The following is a 14,234-nucleotide window of genomic DNA, read 5'->3' on the forward strand; positions in this document are numbered from 1 at the left end:
GTCCCCACCCGGGGCTGTCAGTCGCCGCCCACCGACGCCCCCGCCTGCGCCGACCGCGACGAGCCCTCCTGGGCCTCCTGGCGTTCGCCGGCGCGGCGGGTCCACCAGGACGCCAGCGGTTCCGTGTAGCGCGCCGTGAGCGGGCCGAGTACGACCAGGATGAGAACGTACGCCGTGGCCAGCGGTCCGAGGGACGGTTCGATGCCCGCGCTCACCGCCAGCCCGGCGATGACGATCGAGAACTCGCCCCGCGCCACGAGGGCACCGCCCGCGCGCCAGCGGCCCTTGACAGAGATCCCCGCCCGCCGTGCCGCCCAGTAGCCGGTGGCGATCTTCGTCGCGGCGGTGACGACCGCAAGGGCGAGGGCGGGCAGCAGCACGGGCGGGATGCTGGCCGGGTCGGTGTGCAGCCCGAAGAAGACGAAGAACACGGCGGCGAACAGGTCCCGCAAGGGACTCAGCAGAGTGTGCGCGCCCTCCGCGACCTCCCCGGACAGCGCGATGCCCACCAGGAACGCGCCCACCGCCGCCGACACCTGGAGCTGCTGGGCCACGCCCGCGACCAGGATCGTCAGGCCCAGCACGACGAGCAGCAGCTTCTCCGGGTCGTCGCTCGACACGAAACGGGAGATGATCCGGCCGTAGCGCACCGCCACGAACAGCACGAGCCCCGCCGCCCCCAGCGCGATCGCCAGCGTCACGCTGCCGGCCAGCAGTCCGGCGCCGGCCACCAGTGCCGTCACGATGGGCAGGTACACCGCCATCGCCAGGTCCTCCAGGACCAGGACACTGAGGATCACCGGGGTCTCCCGGTTGCCGACGCGTCCCAGGTCGCCGAGCACCTTCGCGATGACCCCGGACGACGAGATCCAGGTGACCCCGGCGAGGACGACGGCGGCCACCGGTCCCCAGCCGAGCAGCAGCGCCGCCGCCGCGCCCGGCAGGGCGTTGAGCGCGCAGTCGACGAGCCCGGACGGGTAGTGCGCCTTGAGGTTGGTGACCAGATCACCGGCCGTGTACTCCAGGCCGAGCATCAACAGCAGCAGGATGACGCCGATCTCGGCACCGGTGGCGACGAACTCCTCGCTCGCGCCGAGCGGCAGCAGTCCGCCCTCGCCGAAGGCCAGACCGGCGAGCAGGTACAGCGGGATCGGGGAGAGCCGGAACCGGGCGGCGAACCGGCCGAGCAGGCCGAGGCCGAGGATGATGGAACCGAACTCGATCAGCATGACCGCGGACGAGTGCACCGGATCACTCCCGCCCGAGTATCGCCGCGGCCGCGTCGACGCCCTCACGGGTGCCGATCACGATGAGGATGTCACCGCCCGCGAGCCGGAAGTCCGGCGCCGGCGACGGGATCGCCTCGGCCCGCCGCAGCACCGCCACCACGGACACGCCCGTCTCGGTCCGCATCCGGGTGTCGCCCAGCACCCGGCCGTTCCACCGAGAGGTCGCGGCGACCTCGACGCGCTCGGCGACCAGCCCGAGGTCCGAGGCGTACAGCAGGCTCGCACTGTGGTGGGACGGCTTCAGCGCGTCGATCAGCGCGCCCGCCTCGGAGCCGGTCAGCCGCAGGGACTGCGCACAGGAGTCGGGATCGTCCGTCCGGTACACGTTCACCGTACGGCCGCCGTCGCGGTGCGCCACCACGGACAGATGGCGGTGCTCCCGCGTGACGAGGTCGTACTGGACCCCGATACCCGGCAGCGGCGTCGCCCTCAGACGTGGAGCAGACACGTTTCTTCCCCTTGTTCGTCGATGTGCGAGTTGATGTGCGAGTCGATGTGCTCGTCGGTGTGTGTTCGTCGGTGCCCTTGATGATCACGACTGCCCGCTCTGCATGCTGCCATCCGCCCGTACGGTGGCGACATGGGTGTCGTCACGGATATACGCGGGCGGCGGAAGGCCGCGAGGCTCACAAGCGTGTCGCTGTTCTGGCGGATCTTCTCGCTCAACGCCGTCGGGCTGATCGCGGCCGCCGCCCTGCTGCTGGGCCCGGTCACCGTGTCGACGCCGGTCCTGCCGGTCGAGGCGCTGATGATCGTGAGCGGCCTCGCGGCCCTGCTGGTCGGCAACGCACTCGTCCTGCGCGTCGGCCTCGCCCCGCTCCAGCGGCTGGGCCGGGCCATGGCCACCGCCGACCTGCTGCACCCCGGAGCGCGCGCCCCCGTCGCGGGTCCCGTGGAAACGGCCGCGCTGATCACGACGTACAACACGATGCTCGACCGGCTGGAGGCCGAACGCGCCGCCGGTGCGGCCCGCGCGCTCTCCGCCCAGGAGCGCGAACGCCACCGCGTCGCCCGCGAACTCCACGACGAGGTCGGCCAGACCCTGACCGCCGTCCTCCTCCAGCTCAAGCGCGTCGCCGACCGGGCGCCCGAGGAGCTGCGCGAGGAGGTGAGCCAGGCGCAGGAGGCCACCCGCGCGGGACTCGACGAGATCCGGCGGATCGCGCGCCGCCTGCGCCCCGGCGTACTGGAGGAACTCGGCCTGACCAGCGCCCTGCGCTCCCTTGCCGCCGAGTTCACCACGGACGGACTGACCGTCCGCCACCACGTCTGCGGCAACCTGCCCCACCTGACCGAGGAGTCCGAGCTCGTGCTCTACCGAGTTGCCCAGGAGGGCCTCACCAACACCGCACGGCACGCCGCCGCCGACCGCGCGGAAGTCCGGCTCCGGCCGGTGGCCGAGGGCGTCGAACTCCTCGTGCGCGACAACGGCAGGGGACTCGACGGGGCGCCGGAGGGCTCCGGCATCAGCGGCATGCGCGAACGCGCCCTGCTGATAGGCGCCGTGCTCTCCCTCGCACCCGCCCCCGGCCGGGGCACGGACATACGCCTGCGCGTCCCGGCCGCGACCGGGGGCAGCCGCTGATGACGAGCCGGCCGACGATGACGACTCAGCCGATGACGACGCCCCCGATCCGCGTTCTGCTCGCCGACGACCACACCCTCGTACGCCGAGGCGTACGGCTCATCCTCGAGGGCGAGCCGGACCTCACGGTCGTGGCCGAAGCCGGCGACGGGGCCGAGGCGGTCGACCTGGCACGCGCGCGTGCCGTCGATCTGGCGGTCCTGGACATCGCCATGCCCCGGATGACCGGCCTCCAGGCGGCCCGCGAACTCTCCCGCCGGCTGCCAGGGCTGCACCTCCTGATCCTCACGATGTACGACAACGAGCAGTACTTCTTCGAGGCCCTCAAGGCCGGCGCCAGCGGCTACGTCCTCAAGTCCGTCGCCGACCGCGACCTCGTCGAGGCGTGCCGGGCGGCCGTGCGCGACGAGCCGTTCATCTACCCCGGCGCGGAGCGCGCCCTCGTCCGCTCGTACCTGGACCGACTCCACCGGGGCGACGGCCTGCCCGAGCGGGCCATCACCGAACGCGAGGAAGAGATCCTCAAGCTGGTCGCCGAGGGGCACACCTCGAAGGAGATCGGCGAGCTCCTCTTCATCAGCGCCAAGACGGTCGAGCGCCACCGCGCGAACCTCCTTCAGAAACTCGGCATGCGCGACCGCCTGGAGCTCACCCGCTATGCGATCCGTGCGGGCCTCATCGATCCGTGAGATCCGTGAAATCCGTGAGGCCGTGCGTCGCTGTCCGGGTGCCGTGGAGGCGGCCCGCTCCGTAGTCGAGGCGGCGCGCGGTGTCCACCAGGGAGGCAAGCGGATCCGTCTCGGACGGGTCCCTCTCCAAGAGGATGAGCCGGCGCAGTGAAGCGCGCGCGCCGCGCAGCTGCTCCGGCCACGTCCTTGGAAGCCGGACACGGGCCCACGTATTCGCCACGGTTCGCCACCCCTTCCGGGAAATAGAAATATCTACCAGCATGAACGCGCCGGGCTCGGCCGTCTCGGCATTTCGGGGAAAGTGCGTCCCGCTTGCGCGGGCTTACATATTCGGGAGGCACACCTTGCGAACAGTCACGCGGCAGGCCGTGGAATGGCTCGCCGCCGCGGCGACCGATCCGCGGGACTGCAAACGGCAGTGGAGCGGCGAGACCGGGGCGGCGGTACTGGCTTGCGGGCGGTTCTGGGACGTACTCAGCGTGCCGGAGGACCTGGGCCTGCCGGCCCTCGACGCCCTGCTGAGCATCCCTCAGGCGCCCGGTCCCGCGCTGGCGGACACCGCGTCCCGCAGAGTCGCCTTCTTCCTGCCGCCGGACCCCGCGGGCCGCTGGATCGGCTCGGGCATCCGGTACGCGGGCAAGGGCGCGTGGATCGCTGTGCCGGCACCGCATCGCGCCGCGGGCCGACTGCGCTGGCTGGTACCGCCGGACGGCACCGGCGCGCTGTTCGTTCCCGCCGCCGTGGAACTGGCCCTGCAACTGGCCCTCGGAAGACGCGCCGCGCAGGCCGGTCCGAGACAGCGGTGCCCGATGTGCGGGGCGCCCGCCTCCGGAGCCCGAGTCCCGGGGGCCGGCCGGCCGGGCTGACACCGGCGCATCCGTGCACAACCGATTCACCGGCGCCCGGTGTCCTCAGCGCGTGGTGACCAGCTCGACCCGGTCGCCCCGGGGCAGTGTGACGACCCGTTCCCATCGGCCGGGGCGCGGCACGCTCGCCGCCTCCTGGCGCTGCCCTGTCACGGCGGGGCTGAGAGAGGTCAGGATGGTCCACTGTGCGTCCCGCGCGCCGGGCAGCATCCGGTCGTCGGCCTGCCACTCCCTGACGAGGGCGGCGTAGATCGGCGGGTCCGCCTGAGAGGTCTTGATGCGATTCATGCCCTTGCAACGCTCCCACGCGCGCGGGTGCTACGCCTTCGGCCCGGCGTGGCCCCATCTGGTGAGGCTGCGTCCCTCGTTCGGGGCCATGTGGTAGTCGGACAACAGCATGAGGGAGCGGAAGCCCTTGGAGTGGGGCTCCTGCGGGCGTCGCCTGTCCTCGTCCTGTGCGCCTCGTCCTGTGCGCCTCGTTCTCCGCCTGTGAAGGTCGGCCTCCTCGTGGGGTGTCGGTCTGGCCCACCCGGCGCGGCGCCGCCGCCGCGGCACTACCGTGGATTCATGACGGCGCACTTGGACGTGCTGGTGGTCGGTGCCGGACCCACAGGGCTCGCGCTCGCCGCGCAACTGCGCACGTACGGGATCGATTTCCGGATCGTCGACCGCTCCCTCGACCGGGTCCACGAGTCACGCGCGTTGGGTGTCCAGCCCCGCACCCTGGAGGCGCTCGCCGGGTTCGGGGTGACGGACGAGCTGGTGGCGCGCGGCAACCCCGCGATGCAGGTGAGGATGCATCTGCCGGGGCGAGTGGTACGGATGCCGTTGTTCGACATCGGGCTGGCCGATACGGCGTACCCCTTCCTGCTGTTCCTGTCGCAAGCGGAGACGGAGAGAGTCCTCGCGGAGCATCTGGCGGAGCAGGACATGGCCGTGGAGCGCGGCACGGAGCTGGTCCGTCTGGAGTGGACGGGTTCACCCGCGTCCTGTCGGCTTCGGCGTGGCGACGGTACCGAGGAGACGGTGCGAGCGCGGTACGTGGTGGGCTGCGACGGCGCGCACAGCACGGTCCGGGCTCAGGCGGGCATCGGCTTCGAGGGCTACGCCTATCCGCAGACCTTCCTGCTCGCCGACCTGGACGTCGACGGACTGGAAACCGGCGCCGTCCACACGTACCTGACCGGTTCCGGGATTCTGCTCTTCTTTCCGCTCGGTTCACCGGCCCCTTGGCGGATGCTCGCGATGCGGCCGCCCGGCGCCCCGGAAGCCGAGGTGACGCTGGGGCTCCTGCAGGAGATCGCCGACGCGTACACCGCGGACCCACTGGTGCTGAGGGACCCGGCGTGGATGACCGACTTCCGGCTCCACAACCGCGGCGCCGCGCACTACCGCTCGGGGCCCTTCTTCCTCGCCGGGGACGCGGCCCACATACACAGCCCGGCCGGCGCCCAGGGCATGAACACCGGCATCCAGGACGCCCTCAACCTCGGCTGGAAGCTGGCCCTCGTGTGCGACGGCAGGGCGCCGGAGGAACTGCTGGAGACATACGAGGCCGAGCGCGCCCCCGTCGGCCGCAGCGTGCGGCGCTTCACCGACCGGGCCTTCACCATCGGCACCAGCGGCAACCCGGTCATCCGCTTCGCCCGCACCCGACTGGCGCCGCGCCTGGCCCCGTTGGCGCTGCGCGCGAGCGGACCGCGCGGGCTCGTCTTCCGTACCGTGTCCGAGCTGGGCATCCACTACCGGCGCAGCCCTGCCACGACCGCAGGTTCGCGACCGCCGAGGCGCGGTCCGCGAGCGGGTGACCGACTGCCCGATCTGCCGCGCGGACTCCAGGCGCGGACCGCTGGGCCGGGTTGGCATCTGCTCCTGTCCGGTCCGCCCGCGCTCTGGAGCGATGAGCGGCTCTCCTCAGTCGTGCGCGGCCGGGACGATCTGGTCAGCACGCACCGGCTCGGCAGGCAGAGCCCATGGCCGTCGGTGGCCCACGGGCTCGTCCGCCCCGACGGCTACCTCGGCTACGTCGCTCGCGGAGCACACCTGGAAGGGCTGCGCGAGTACCTCGACCATTGGCTGCCCGCACAGCAGGGCTGATCCGTACGGCCGAGGGCGGGAAGCACACGCCTCACGCCCAGCCCTCGCCAGGCGCCTCATCTTCCACGCCTGTTCACGCATCAGCCAGCCCGTCCCGGAAACCCGAGAAGGAAGAAGGAGGGGGATATGTGCAGACAAGAGATGAAAAGAGGGTTCAGTCATGGCTGACGACCTCATCACCATGGTCACCACCGACCACCGCGAGCTGAAGCGCCTGTTCGACATGATGCAGAAGGACAAGAGCTCCCGGCCGCTGGCGCTCCCCCTGGCCGTGGCCATGCTGGAGGCGCACAGTGAGGCCGAGGAGGACCGGGTGTACCCCGCGGTCGCCCGCGAGGCCGGCGAGAAGGAAGAGGCCGAGCAGGCCGCCGAGGAGCACCATCAGGCCGAGGACCTCGGCAAGCATCTGCTGGAGATGGACTGGGAGAGCAAGGCGTTCGACCGCGCTCTGGACGACTGGGTCGGCGCCGTTCTGCACCACGTCGAGGAGGAGGAGAACGAGATCCTCCCCGCACTGGGCGAAGCCGTCGGCTCCGACCGGCTGCGCGAACTGGGCCTGGAGTTCGCCACCCGGCGGTCCCGGAAGCTCGCGGGTCAGCCCCTGAGCCACGTCGGCGCCGCCCCCGCCGCGAAGGGCCAGCAGGCCACCGCGGGCGCCAAGCGTCAGCAGGCCACGGCGGGCACCAAGCGTCAGCAGGCCACCGCGGGCGCCAAGCGTCAGCAGGCGGGCGCCAAGCGTCAGCAGGCCACGGCTGGCACGAAGCAGCAGCAGGCCACGGCCGCGGAACGTCAGCAGGCCACTGTAGGCGGGACCAGGGCCGAGCTGTATGAGAAGGCCCGGGAACTGGGCATCGAGGGCAGGTCCTCGATGAGCAAGGAGGAACTCGCCCAGCAGGTGAAAAAGGCACAGGGGCGCAGGAAGCGGTGAATCCACCGGATGAGGGCCGACCCCAGGGCGTTTCACCCCTCCTGGGACCGGCCCTGGACCCTGTCACCCCTCCTGGAACGCCGCCCTGACCTGCCGGCCACGCAGCTCCTCGAGCCTGCTCTGTTGTCGCCGTGCCCGCTCGTGAAGGTCGTCGAGCAGTTGCGGGTCGAGACGTTCCTCGGTGTCGGCGAGCTCGCGGAGCGTCTCCCAGCAGGCCGTCTTGCCCTCCACCCCCACCCGAAGCGCCTCCAGCTCCAGCAGCGGGCTCAGCGGGGAACGCCGTACGACGCGGCCGTTGCGCTTCAACCGGCCCACCCGCTCGGCCACCCGGCCGGCATAGACCTTGTAGTGCCGCACCGGGACGTCCAGCCGCTTCATGACGCCGATCAGGCTCGCCCGGTCCTCGGCGATCTCCGCGGCGATCGGCCCGATCGCCGCGGCGAGGGCCGTACCGCCGTACGCCCGCACCATGTGACGGGCCCGCTCGGCCCCGGCGGTGGCCCCCGCCAGGTGGTCATTGAGGTAGATGCCCAGAAGGGAGGAAACGGTGTCCTTGGTCTGCCCGTGGTGACGCGTCTCGGAGCGCGTTCGAGTGTTCATCGCGTATCCCTTTCGCCGTCCGCGCGCAGCCCGGGGAGCATGACGCCCAGGGCGATCATGCCGATGGCCAGGCCGAAGTGGAGCCAGTTGTCGGCGGTGTTGACCGGTAGGAAGTTGGCCGTGCTGTCCCGGTCGATGACCAGGCCGTAGATCCACAGCGCGAGGTAGACGAGGCCGCCGCCGACGAGGAACGTGCGCGCCGCGGAGACGGCGCCGGCCATGGCTGCTCCGGCGATGCCGAACAGCAGGTGCACGATGTTGTGCAGGACCGACACCTGGAAGACGCCCAGCAATTCGGCGTCCGAGTCGTGTTCGGCGAACTTCAGCGTGTCGTAGTCGGTGGTGATCGCGGGGACGAAGCCCAGGACACCGATCAGCAGGAAGACCACCCCCACCAGGAGCGCGGCCCGCTGGACCGGGGTCCGGGCGCTCGGTGCCTTACGGTGTGTGCCGGCCATGAGCGGAGCCTTTCTGGCGGAGGCGGCCCCAGGCGTGCCTGCTTCGGTACGCCGTACACCGGGTACCCCGCGCACGCCTGCCCAGCAGTGTGCGTCCCGGTCCGTCAGTGGGCGCGTGCCCGTCGTGCGACGCCCGCCGCCGCGCCCGCGAGCAGCGTGGCGGCGCTCAGCCGGCGCATCGCGGTGCGTCGGCGTCCGTTCCATCCGCCGTGGGTCGCGCCCGGCCCCGGCGCCGGTACGTGCAGGTTGCCGTGGCCGGCAGGGGCGGTCTCCTTGCGGGACAGGTGGGTCCGGTCCGCCTGGCGGGCCGTCACCCGCTCGGCCAGTCGGGGCGCCACTCTGGACTGCAGCACCAGGGAACGGCCCACCGGCCCCACCACGACCTCGCGCCGCGGGACACGCACCAGGTCCACGATGGTCCGGGCGACGCGTTCGGGGCTGTAGACCGGCGGCATCGGTACGGGCTTGCGCCCGGTGTAGTTCGCCGCGTGCTCGAACAGCGGCGTGTCGACGCTGGCCGGCAGCACCGTGCACACGTGGATCTGCTTCACCTTCTCCAGCTCGAGCTCCTGGCGCAGACTCGCGCTCAGGGCCCGGATCGCGTGCTTGGACATGCCGTACGCATGGGTGTACGGCTGACTCACCACGCCGGCGACGGACGAGACGTTCACCAGCGTCCCCCGGCCCTGCTCACGCATGACCCGAAGAGCGGCGCGGCAACCGTGCACGTAGCCCATGACATTGACGTCCATGACCTTGCGGAAGTCCTCCAGAGGAGTCTCCTCGAAGGGGCCGAACACGGTCACGGCCGCGGCATTGACCCACACGTCGATACGGCCGAAGTGCTGCACCGCACGCCGGGCCAGGTCCTCGACCGCCTTGGGATCCGTGACATCGGTCGGCACGACGAGGGCCTGAGCGCCACGGTGGCGTTCACACTCCTGGCGGACCGCCTCCAGCGCCTCCTCCCGCCGTGCGGCCAGCACCACGGGGCATCCCCTGCGGGCGAACGCGACGGCGGTGGCCCGTCCGATGCCGCTGGACGCGCCGGTGATCACGACGACGGAATCGCGCACTCGCATGGACGGCTCCTTATCCCTGCCTGCCTGAATGTCCGATAAGTCACTCAACCACCGGACGATCTCCTTCGCCGCTCGACGAGTCCTCCCGGGTGATTTCCCGCGCCCGCCGGGGGAGGGACCGAGCGCCCGACAGCCGGGCGACGCGGGTACGGCTCAGCCTTCGACGCCGGTGGCGGAGTGGGATGCGCCGACGGGCTTCGACTCCGGTGATCCGCGTTGCCTCAGATAGATGGAGAGGACGGCCATGGAGGCGACGGCGAGCAGTTCGGACTGCCAGTTCTGCAGGGTGCGGCTCCAGAAGTCCGCGGAGGAGAGATAGTCGGGCCAGCTGGTCGGGGCCTGGAGCTGTCGCAACTGCTGTTCGTTGTACGCGGCGACTCCGGTGACGGACTGGGTCAGCCAGGACAGCAGGAAGAAGCCGCCCATGACCAGGCCCAGGGAGCGGGAGTAGAGGAGTCCGCGCCAGTCCGTGTGGGCGGCCCAGCGGGGCGAGTCCGCCCTGGCGTGCCTGCCGACCATCTGGTCCTTGTCCGATTCTGGGCCGGCCTTGTGGAGTTCCTTGGATTCGGGCGAACCGCGTTGCAGCAGCCAGACGGTGCCGAAGATGTAGAGGAAGAACTGCAGGTACTCCGACTGCCAGTTCTCGGTGACGTCGACGGCGAAGTCCGAAGAGGTCAGGTACGCGGCGAAGCCGACAGGCGCCAGCCCGTCGGCGACGAGCTGGTTGTTGAACTCGGCGCGCCCGGCGACGGTCTGTCCCGCCAGGGCGATCACAAAGGTGACCAGGAAGAACAGACCGAGGCTGTTGTGCCGCACGAAGCGCCCTACGCGGCGGCGGACCGGTGCGGTGCCGTTGCCGGACTCCGTCCCGGCGTTCACCGGTGCGTCAGCCCCAGCGTCATGAAGTAGGCCAGGCCGCCGATGATCACCAGCAGGGTCGAGACGAACAGTGTCCTCACGGTCTCTCACCTGCCCTTGATCTCGCACTGGTACGGCTGTTGTGGGCGGGACCGGCACCCGGCGGCCGTCACCCTCCACCCGGCGGGGAAGCGCGCGAGGAACACGGTGTCGTGCTCCAGCACCACCCGGGCCTGGTCCCCGTACACCTCGACGCCTCGCACGGCACCGGCCGCGGGGAGCTCCCGCTCCTCGACCGCCTGCCGGATCGCCCGATCGCACCGGCTCTTGGCCGACTGTTCCAGCTCCTCCCGGGTGGTCGGCGCCAGCGCGGCGCACAGCCGGTCGTGCTGTCCGGCGTCCAACGCCTGCTCGAACCGGCTGACTTCCGCCTCGGCCGCGTCACGCCGCTCGGGAAGCGAGCTGCAGGCGCTGACTGCGACGCATACGACCACGGCCGCGCCCCCGGGGCCGTACCACCGTCGTCGCATCCTGCCTCCCGGCGGCCCGGGCGCATCGGGCACACCCGGTCGCCCCTGCGAAATGCGGTTACCCGCCCATGGGACATCCGCGCCCATATGAGGCGCAACCGGGACGTGGCCGACGGTGCTCCACCCGGGGCTTCCCCGGCCCGCGTCCGTAGGCCAGAAGGGTCTCCCGAGAGCGCCTACTCTTGACGCATGACCAGCAGCAGCGACCGGAGCCCGGCAGTGGATGTTCGATCATCTAAGACCTACGAGATCCGCACCTACGGGTGTCAGATGAACGTCCACGATTCCGAGCGATTGTCCGGGCTGCTCGAAGAGGCCGGTTACGTCCGTGCGCCCGAGGGCTCGAACGGCGACGCGGACGTCGTCGTCTTCAACACCTGCGCGGTCCGCGAGAACGCCGACAACAAGCTGTACGGCAACCTCGGCCACCTCGCCCCCCAGAAGGCGAAGCGCCCCGGCATGCAGATCGCGGTCGGCGGCTGCCTCGCGCAGAAGGACCGCGACACCATCGTGAAGAAGGCGCCCTGGGTGGATGTCGTCTTCGGCACGCACAACATCGGCAAGCTGCCGGTGCTGCTGGAGCGCGCCCGCGTGCAGGAAGAGGCGCAGGTCGAGATCGCCGAGTCGCTGGAGGCGTTCCCGTCCACCCTGCCGACGCGGCGCGAGAGCGCGTACGCGGCCTGGGTGTCGATCTCCGTCGGCTGCAACAACACCTGCACCTTCTGCATCGTTCCGGCGCTGCGCGGCAAGGAGAAGGACCGCCGCCCCGGCGACATCCTCGCGGAGGTCGAGGCCCTGGTCGCCGAGGGAGTCAGTGAGATCACGCTGCTCGGCCAGAACGTCAACGCGTACGGCAGCGACATCGGCGACCGCGAGGCCTTCAGCAAGCTGCTGCGGGCCTGCGGCACGATCGACGGCCTGGAGCGCGTGCGCTTCACCTCTCCGCACCCGCGCGACTTCACCGACGACGTGATCGCGGCCATGGCCGAGACGCCGAACGTGATGCCGCAGCTGCACATGCCCCTGCAGTCCGGCTCGGACACCGTCCTGAAGGCGATGCGCCGCTCCTACCGCCAGGAGCGCTACCTGGGGATCATCGAGAAGGTGCGCGCCGCCATCCCGCACGCGGCGATCACCACCGACATCATCGTGGGCTTCCCCGGCGAGACCGAGGAGGACTTCGAGCAGACGCTGCACGTCGTGCGCGAGGCGCGCTTCGCGCAGGCCTTCACCTTCCAGTACTCCAAGCGGCCCGGCACCCCGGCCGCGACCATGGAGAACCAGATCCCCAAGGCGGTCGTCCAGGCGCGGTACGAGCGTCTCATCGCGCTCCAGGAGGAGATCTCCTGGGAGGAGAACAAGAAGCAGGTCGGCCGCACGCTCGAACTGATGGTCGCCGAGGGCGAGGGCCGCAAGGACGGCACCACGCACCGCCTCTCCGGCCGCGCCCCCGACAACCGCCTGGTCCACTTCACCAAGCCCGAGCAGGAGGTGCGGCCCGGCGACGTCGTGACGGTCGAGATCACGTACGCCGCCCCGCACCACCTCCTCGCCGAGGGCCCCGTCCTCGATGTGCGCCGCACGCGCGCGGGGGACGCCTGGGAGAAGCGCAACGCGGCCGAGGCGGCCAAGCCGACCGGAGTGATGCTGGGTCTTCCGAAGATCGGCGTTCCCGCACCGCTGCCGGTCGCCACGGGCAGCGGCTGCGGCTGCGACTGACAGCGGGGCGCGGGCGGGGCGACACCGGTCCACCGGTCGCCGCCGGGCTCTGACGTGCACACCGAGGCGTGGACGGCGTGAGGGCCCGGTGCCCGTCGGCTGACGTCTGACCGCCCCCACAGGGTTACCCTGCCGATCATGCTTGTCGCCGCCGCTGTCTGTCCCTGCCCGCCCCTGCTGGTGCCCGAGGTCGCCGCCGACGCCGCCCCCGAGCTCGACGTCGCGCGCGCCGCGTGCACGGAAGCACTCGGAGTGCTCGCCGCCGCCCGGCCCGACCGGCTCGTGGTCGTGGGGCCGGCCGGGGAGAGCGGGCGCGGGACGCACCCGGAGGGCGCGCGGGGCTCCTTCCGGGGATTCGGCGTGGACGTCGACGTACGCCTGGGCGCGGACCGCGGCACGGCACCCGAACGCCCGCTTCCGCCCTCGCTCGCCGTGGCCGCGTGGCTGCTGGAGCGGACCGGATGGACCGTTGCCCCGATCGAGGGACTCGGCGTGGGGGAACCTCTCGGGGCCGAGCGGTGTATTCAAGTCGGACGGGACATCGCCGCCGGAGCCGAGCGGGTGGCGCTGCTGGTGATGGGCGACGCCAGCGCGTGTCGCACGCTCAAGGCACCCGGCTATCTCGACGAGCGGGCGGCGCCGTTCGACGCGGAGGTCGCGCGTGCGCTGGGGGCGGCGGACGTGGCGGCGCTCAGGACGCTGGACGCCGACCTGGCGTACGAGCTGAAGGCCTCCGGCCGGGCTCCTTGGCAGGTCCTCGCGGGCTCCGCCGAGGGCGCGGGGCTCAGCGGCGCCCTGCTGTACGAGGACGCGCCGTACGGCGTGGGGTATGTGGTCGCGGCCTGGTCGTGAGGTCCTGGCTTCGGCGCGCGCACACGGCGGACGGCCGGGAGCGTCGTGCTCCGCGGCCGTCCGTCGATGTGCCGTGCCGGTGTTCAGGAGGTCGGCGGGGGTGAAGCAGGCGGTGGCGAGGGCGGCGCGGTCGGCGGTGTGCCGTCAGTGCCGCCCGGGTCCGTGCCGTCCTTGTGGGCGAGGCGGTCCATGGCGCCCTTGGCCTTGCCCGTGCCCGACTGGATCTTGTCGCTGTACTTGCCCTTGGTCTTCTCGTCAACGATCTTCGCGGCCTTGTCGAGGCCGTGATCGATCTTGTCCCCGTGCTCCTTGGCGAGGTCGGAGACCTTGTCCTTGGCCGGGGCCAGCTTGGCTTTCAACCTGTCCAGGAAACCCATGGTTCACCCTCCCACACGGCGGGCGGCTACTTGTGGGCGCTGTCGCCGGCCTCCCTGTCGGCCGCCTCGTCGGCGGACTGCTGCTTGGGGATCTCGACGCCCTCGTCGGCGGTGTCCGTGTCGGCCTCGGCCGCCTTGGCCTCCACCGCGTCCTCGGTCGTGGCCTCGGTCGACCCCTTCGCCTCTGCCGCCTCCTGAACCGCGGGCTCGGCCGTCGGGGTGTCGGCCTTCGCCTCGGCGGTTGACGCCTCCTCCGTGGCCTTAGACCTCCGGAGAAGTCGTGCGAAAACGCCCATATCCACTC

17 protein-coding genes are annotated in these 14,234 nt (G+C 71.4%); 7 read left to right on the plus strand and 10 right to left on the minus strand.

Annotated elements, in window-relative coordinates; genetic code table 11:
* Positions 1 to 17: 17 nt before the first annotated feature.
* On the minus strand, positions 18 to 1,229 hold the full coding sequence (locus CLM62_RS17060; RefSeq protein WP_373559153.1) for a cation:proton antiporter: 1,212 nt from the start codon (positions 1,227 to 1,229) through the stop codon (positions 18 to 20).
* Positions 1,230 to 1,251: 22 nt separating this feature from the next.
* On the minus strand, positions 1,252 to 1,737 hold the full coding sequence (locus CLM62_RS17065) for a cation:proton antiporter regulatory subunit (RefSeq protein ID WP_095750732.1): 486 nt from the start codon (positions 1,735 to 1,737) through the stop codon (positions 1,252 to 1,254).
* Positions 1,738 to 1,869: 132 nt separating this feature from the next.
* Here CLM62_RS17065 and CLM62_RS17070 point away from each other — a divergent pair, with 132 nt between their 5' ends.
* From CLM62_RS17070 to CLM62_RS17085, 3 genes are all read left to right on the plus strand, one after another.
* Positions 1,870 to 2,874: a sensor histidine kinase gene (locus CLM62_RS17070; RefSeq protein WP_095750733.1), complete on the plus strand. Its 1,005-nt coding sequence runs from the start codon at positions 1,870 to 1,872 to the stop codon at positions 2,872 to 2,874.
* 32 nt (positions 2,875 to 2,906) lie between these two features.
* The gene (locus tag CLM62_RS17075) at positions 2,907 to 3,563 is read left to right on the plus strand and encodes a response regulator transcription factor (RefSeq protein WP_095750734.1); all 657 of its coding nucleotides are present in this window, start codon (positions 2,907 to 2,909) and stop codon (positions 3,561 to 3,563) included.
* A gap of 344 nt (positions 3,564 to 3,907) precedes the next feature.
* A complete protein-coding gene (locus CLM62_RS17085; RefSeq protein ID WP_095750736.1) occupies positions 3,908 to 4,429 on the plus strand; it encodes a bifunctional DNA primase/polymerase in 522 nt (173 codons plus the stop codon).
* A gap of 45 nt (positions 4,430 to 4,474) precedes the next feature.
* On the opposite strand, the gene CLM62_RS17090 is transcribed toward CLM62_RS17085, so the two are convergent.
* Positions 4,475 to 4,717 carry a hypothetical protein gene (locus CLM62_RS17090; protein WP_095750737.1) on the minus strand — a complete coding sequence of 81 codons (243 nt, stop codon included), beginning with the start codon at positions 4,715 to 4,717 and terminating at the stop codon, positions 4,475 to 4,477.
* A 279-nt stretch (positions 4,718 to 4,996) separates the two neighbouring features.
* On the opposite strand from CLM62_RS17090, the gene CLM62_RS17095 reads away from it, so the two are divergent.
* Together CLM62_RS17095 and CLM62_RS51560 are read left to right on the plus strand one after the other, a co-directional pair.
* Positions 4,997 to 6,526: an FAD-dependent monooxygenase gene (locus tag CLM62_RS17095; protein WP_095750738.1), complete on the plus strand. Its 1,530-nt coding sequence runs from the start codon at positions 4,997 to 4,999 to the stop codon at positions 6,524 to 6,526.
* A 160-nt stretch (positions 6,527 to 6,686) separates the two neighbouring features.
* The gene (locus CLM62_RS51560) at positions 6,687 to 7,454 is read left to right on the plus strand and encodes a hemerythrin domain-containing protein (protein ID WP_257003888.1); all 768 of its coding nucleotides are present in this window, start codon (positions 6,687 to 6,689) and stop codon (positions 7,452 to 7,454) included.
* Between the two features lie 63 nt (positions 7,455 to 7,517).
* Here CLM62_RS51560 and CLM62_RS17110 read toward each other — a convergent pair whose 3' ends face one another.
* The 5 genes from CLM62_RS17110 to CLM62_RS17130 all read right to left on the minus strand — a co-directional run bounded on the left by CLM62_RS17110 (position 7,518) and on the right by CLM62_RS17130 (position 10,982).
* On the minus strand, positions 7,518 to 8,054 hold the full coding sequence (locus CLM62_RS17110) for a hypothetical protein (RefSeq protein ID WP_095750739.1): 537 nt from the start codon (positions 8,052 to 8,054) through the stop codon (positions 7,518 to 7,520).
* Complete coding sequence (locus CLM62_RS17115) at positions 8,051 to 8,512, minus strand: DUF4383 domain-containing protein (RefSeq protein ID WP_095750740.1); 462 nt, start codon at positions 8,510 to 8,512, stop codon at positions 8,051 to 8,053. Before CLM62_RS17115 ends, CLM62_RS17110 begins: the two co-directional genes overlap by 4 nt.
* 104 nt (positions 8,513 to 8,616) lie before the next feature.
* A complete protein-coding gene (locus CLM62_RS17120; RefSeq protein ID WP_095750741.1) occupies positions 8,617 to 9,594 on the minus strand; it encodes an SDR family oxidoreductase in 978 nt (325 codons plus the stop codon).
* Positions 9,595 to 9,747: 153 nt separating this feature from the next.
* Positions 9,748 to 10,473, minus strand: a complete 726-nt coding sequence (locus tag CLM62_RS17125) for a DUF6766 family protein (RefSeq protein ID WP_095750742.1) — start codon at positions 10,471 to 10,473, stop codon at positions 9,748 to 9,750.
* An 86-nt stretch (positions 10,474 to 10,559) separates the two neighbouring features.
* The gene (locus CLM62_RS17130) at positions 10,560 to 10,982 is read right to left on the minus strand and encodes a hypothetical protein (RefSeq protein ID WP_095750743.1); all 423 of its coding nucleotides are present in this window, start codon (positions 10,980 to 10,982) and stop codon (positions 10,560 to 10,562) included.
* Between the two features lie 189 nt (positions 10,983 to 11,171).
* Between CLM62_RS17130 and miaB the strand changes: the two genes are divergently transcribed.
* Positions 11,172 to 12,701, plus strand: a complete 1,530-nt coding sequence (gene miaB / locus CLM62_RS17135) for a tRNA (N6-isopentenyl adenosine(37)-C2)-methylthiotransferase MiaB (protein WP_095750744.1) — start codon at positions 11,172 to 11,174, stop codon at positions 12,699 to 12,701.
* Positions 12,702 to 12,839: 138 nt separating this feature from the next.
* Positions 12,840 to 13,553: a class III extradiol dioxygenase subunit B-like domain-containing protein gene (locus CLM62_RS17140; protein WP_095750745.1), complete on the plus strand. Its 714-nt coding sequence runs from the start codon at positions 12,840 to 12,842 to the stop codon at positions 13,551 to 13,553.
* An 83-nt stretch (positions 13,554 to 13,636) separates the two neighbouring features.
* Here CLM62_RS17140 and CLM62_RS17145 read toward each other — a convergent pair whose 3' ends face one another.
* Positions 13,637 to 13,930 carry an antitoxin gene (locus tag CLM62_RS17145; protein ID WP_095750746.1) on the minus strand — a complete coding sequence of 98 codons (294 nt, stop codon included), beginning with the start codon at positions 13,928 to 13,930 and terminating at the stop codon, positions 13,637 to 13,639.
* Between the two features lie 26 nt (positions 13,931 to 13,956).
* Entirely contained in the window at positions 13,957 to 14,226 is a 270-nt protein-coding gene (locus CLM62_RS17150; protein ID WP_095750747.1) for a hypothetical protein, read from the minus strand.
* Between the last annotated feature and the right edge of the window lie 8 nt (positions 14,227 to 14,234).

Source organism: Streptomyces sp. SA15 (assembly GCF_002291145.1).
In the GTDB taxonomy this organism is placed as follows: domain Bacteria; phylum Actinomycetota; class Actinomycetes; order Streptomycetales; family Streptomycetaceae; genus Streptomyces.

What these genes read in the sequence shown, in the direction of transcription:
- CLM62_RS17060 (WP_373559153.1), bottom strand. Translation starts at nt 1,229, where the DNA reads ATGCTGATCGAGTTCGGTTCCATCATCCTCGGCCTCGGCCTGCTCGGC.
- CLM62_RS17070 (WP_095750733.1), top strand. Translation starts at nt 1,870, where the DNA reads ATGGGTGTCGTCACGGATATACGCGGGCGGCGGAAGGCCGCGAGGCTC.
- CLM62_RS17075 (WP_095750734.1), top strand. Translation starts at nt 2,907, where the DNA reads ATGACGACGCCCCCGATCCGCGTTCTGCTCGCCGACGACCACACCCTC.
- CLM62_RS17090 (WP_095750737.1), bottom strand. Translation starts at nt 4,717, where the DNA reads ATGAATCGCATCAAGACCTCTCAGGCGGACCCGCCGATCTACGCCGCC.
- CLM62_RS17095 (WP_095750738.1), top strand. Translation starts at nt 4,997, where the DNA reads ATGACGGCGCACTTGGACGTGCTGGTGGTCGGTGCCGGACCCACAGGG.
- CLM62_RS51560 (WP_257003888.1), top strand. Translation starts at nt 6,687, where the DNA reads ATGGCTGACGACCTCATCACCATGGTCACCACCGACCACCGCGAGCTG.
- CLM62_RS17110 (WP_095750739.1), bottom strand. Translation starts at nt 8,054, where the DNA reads ATGAACACTCGAACGCGCTCCGAGACGCGTCACCACGGGCAGACCAAG.
- CLM62_RS17115 (WP_095750740.1), bottom strand. Translation starts at nt 8,512, where the DNA reads ATGGCCGGCACACACCGTAAGGCACCGAGCGCCCGGACCCCGGTCCAG.
- CLM62_RS17120 (WP_095750741.1), bottom strand. Translation starts at nt 9,594, where the DNA reads ATGCGAGTGCGCGATTCCGTCGTCGTGATCACCGGCGCGTCCAGCGGC.
- CLM62_RS17130 (WP_095750743.1), bottom strand. Translation starts at nt 10,982, where the DNA reads ATGCGACGACGGTGGTACGGCCCCGGGGGCGCGGCCGTGGTCGTATGC.
- miaB (WP_095750744.1), top strand. Translation starts at nt 11,172, where the DNA reads ATGACCAGCAGCAGCGACCGGAGCCCGGCAGTGGATGTTCGATCATCT.
- CLM62_RS17140 (WP_095750745.1), top strand. Translation starts at nt 12,840, where the DNA reads ATGCTTGTCGCCGCCGCTGTCTGTCCCTGCCCGCCCCTGCTGGTGCCC.
- CLM62_RS17145 (WP_095750746.1), bottom strand. Translation starts at nt 13,930, where the DNA reads ATGGGTTTCCTGGACAGGTTGAAAGCCAAGCTGGCCCCGGCCAAGGAC.
- CLM62_RS17150 (WP_095750747.1), bottom strand. Translation starts at nt 14,226, where the DNA reads ATGGGCGTTTTCGCACGACTTCTCCGGAGGTCTAAGGCCACGGAGGAG.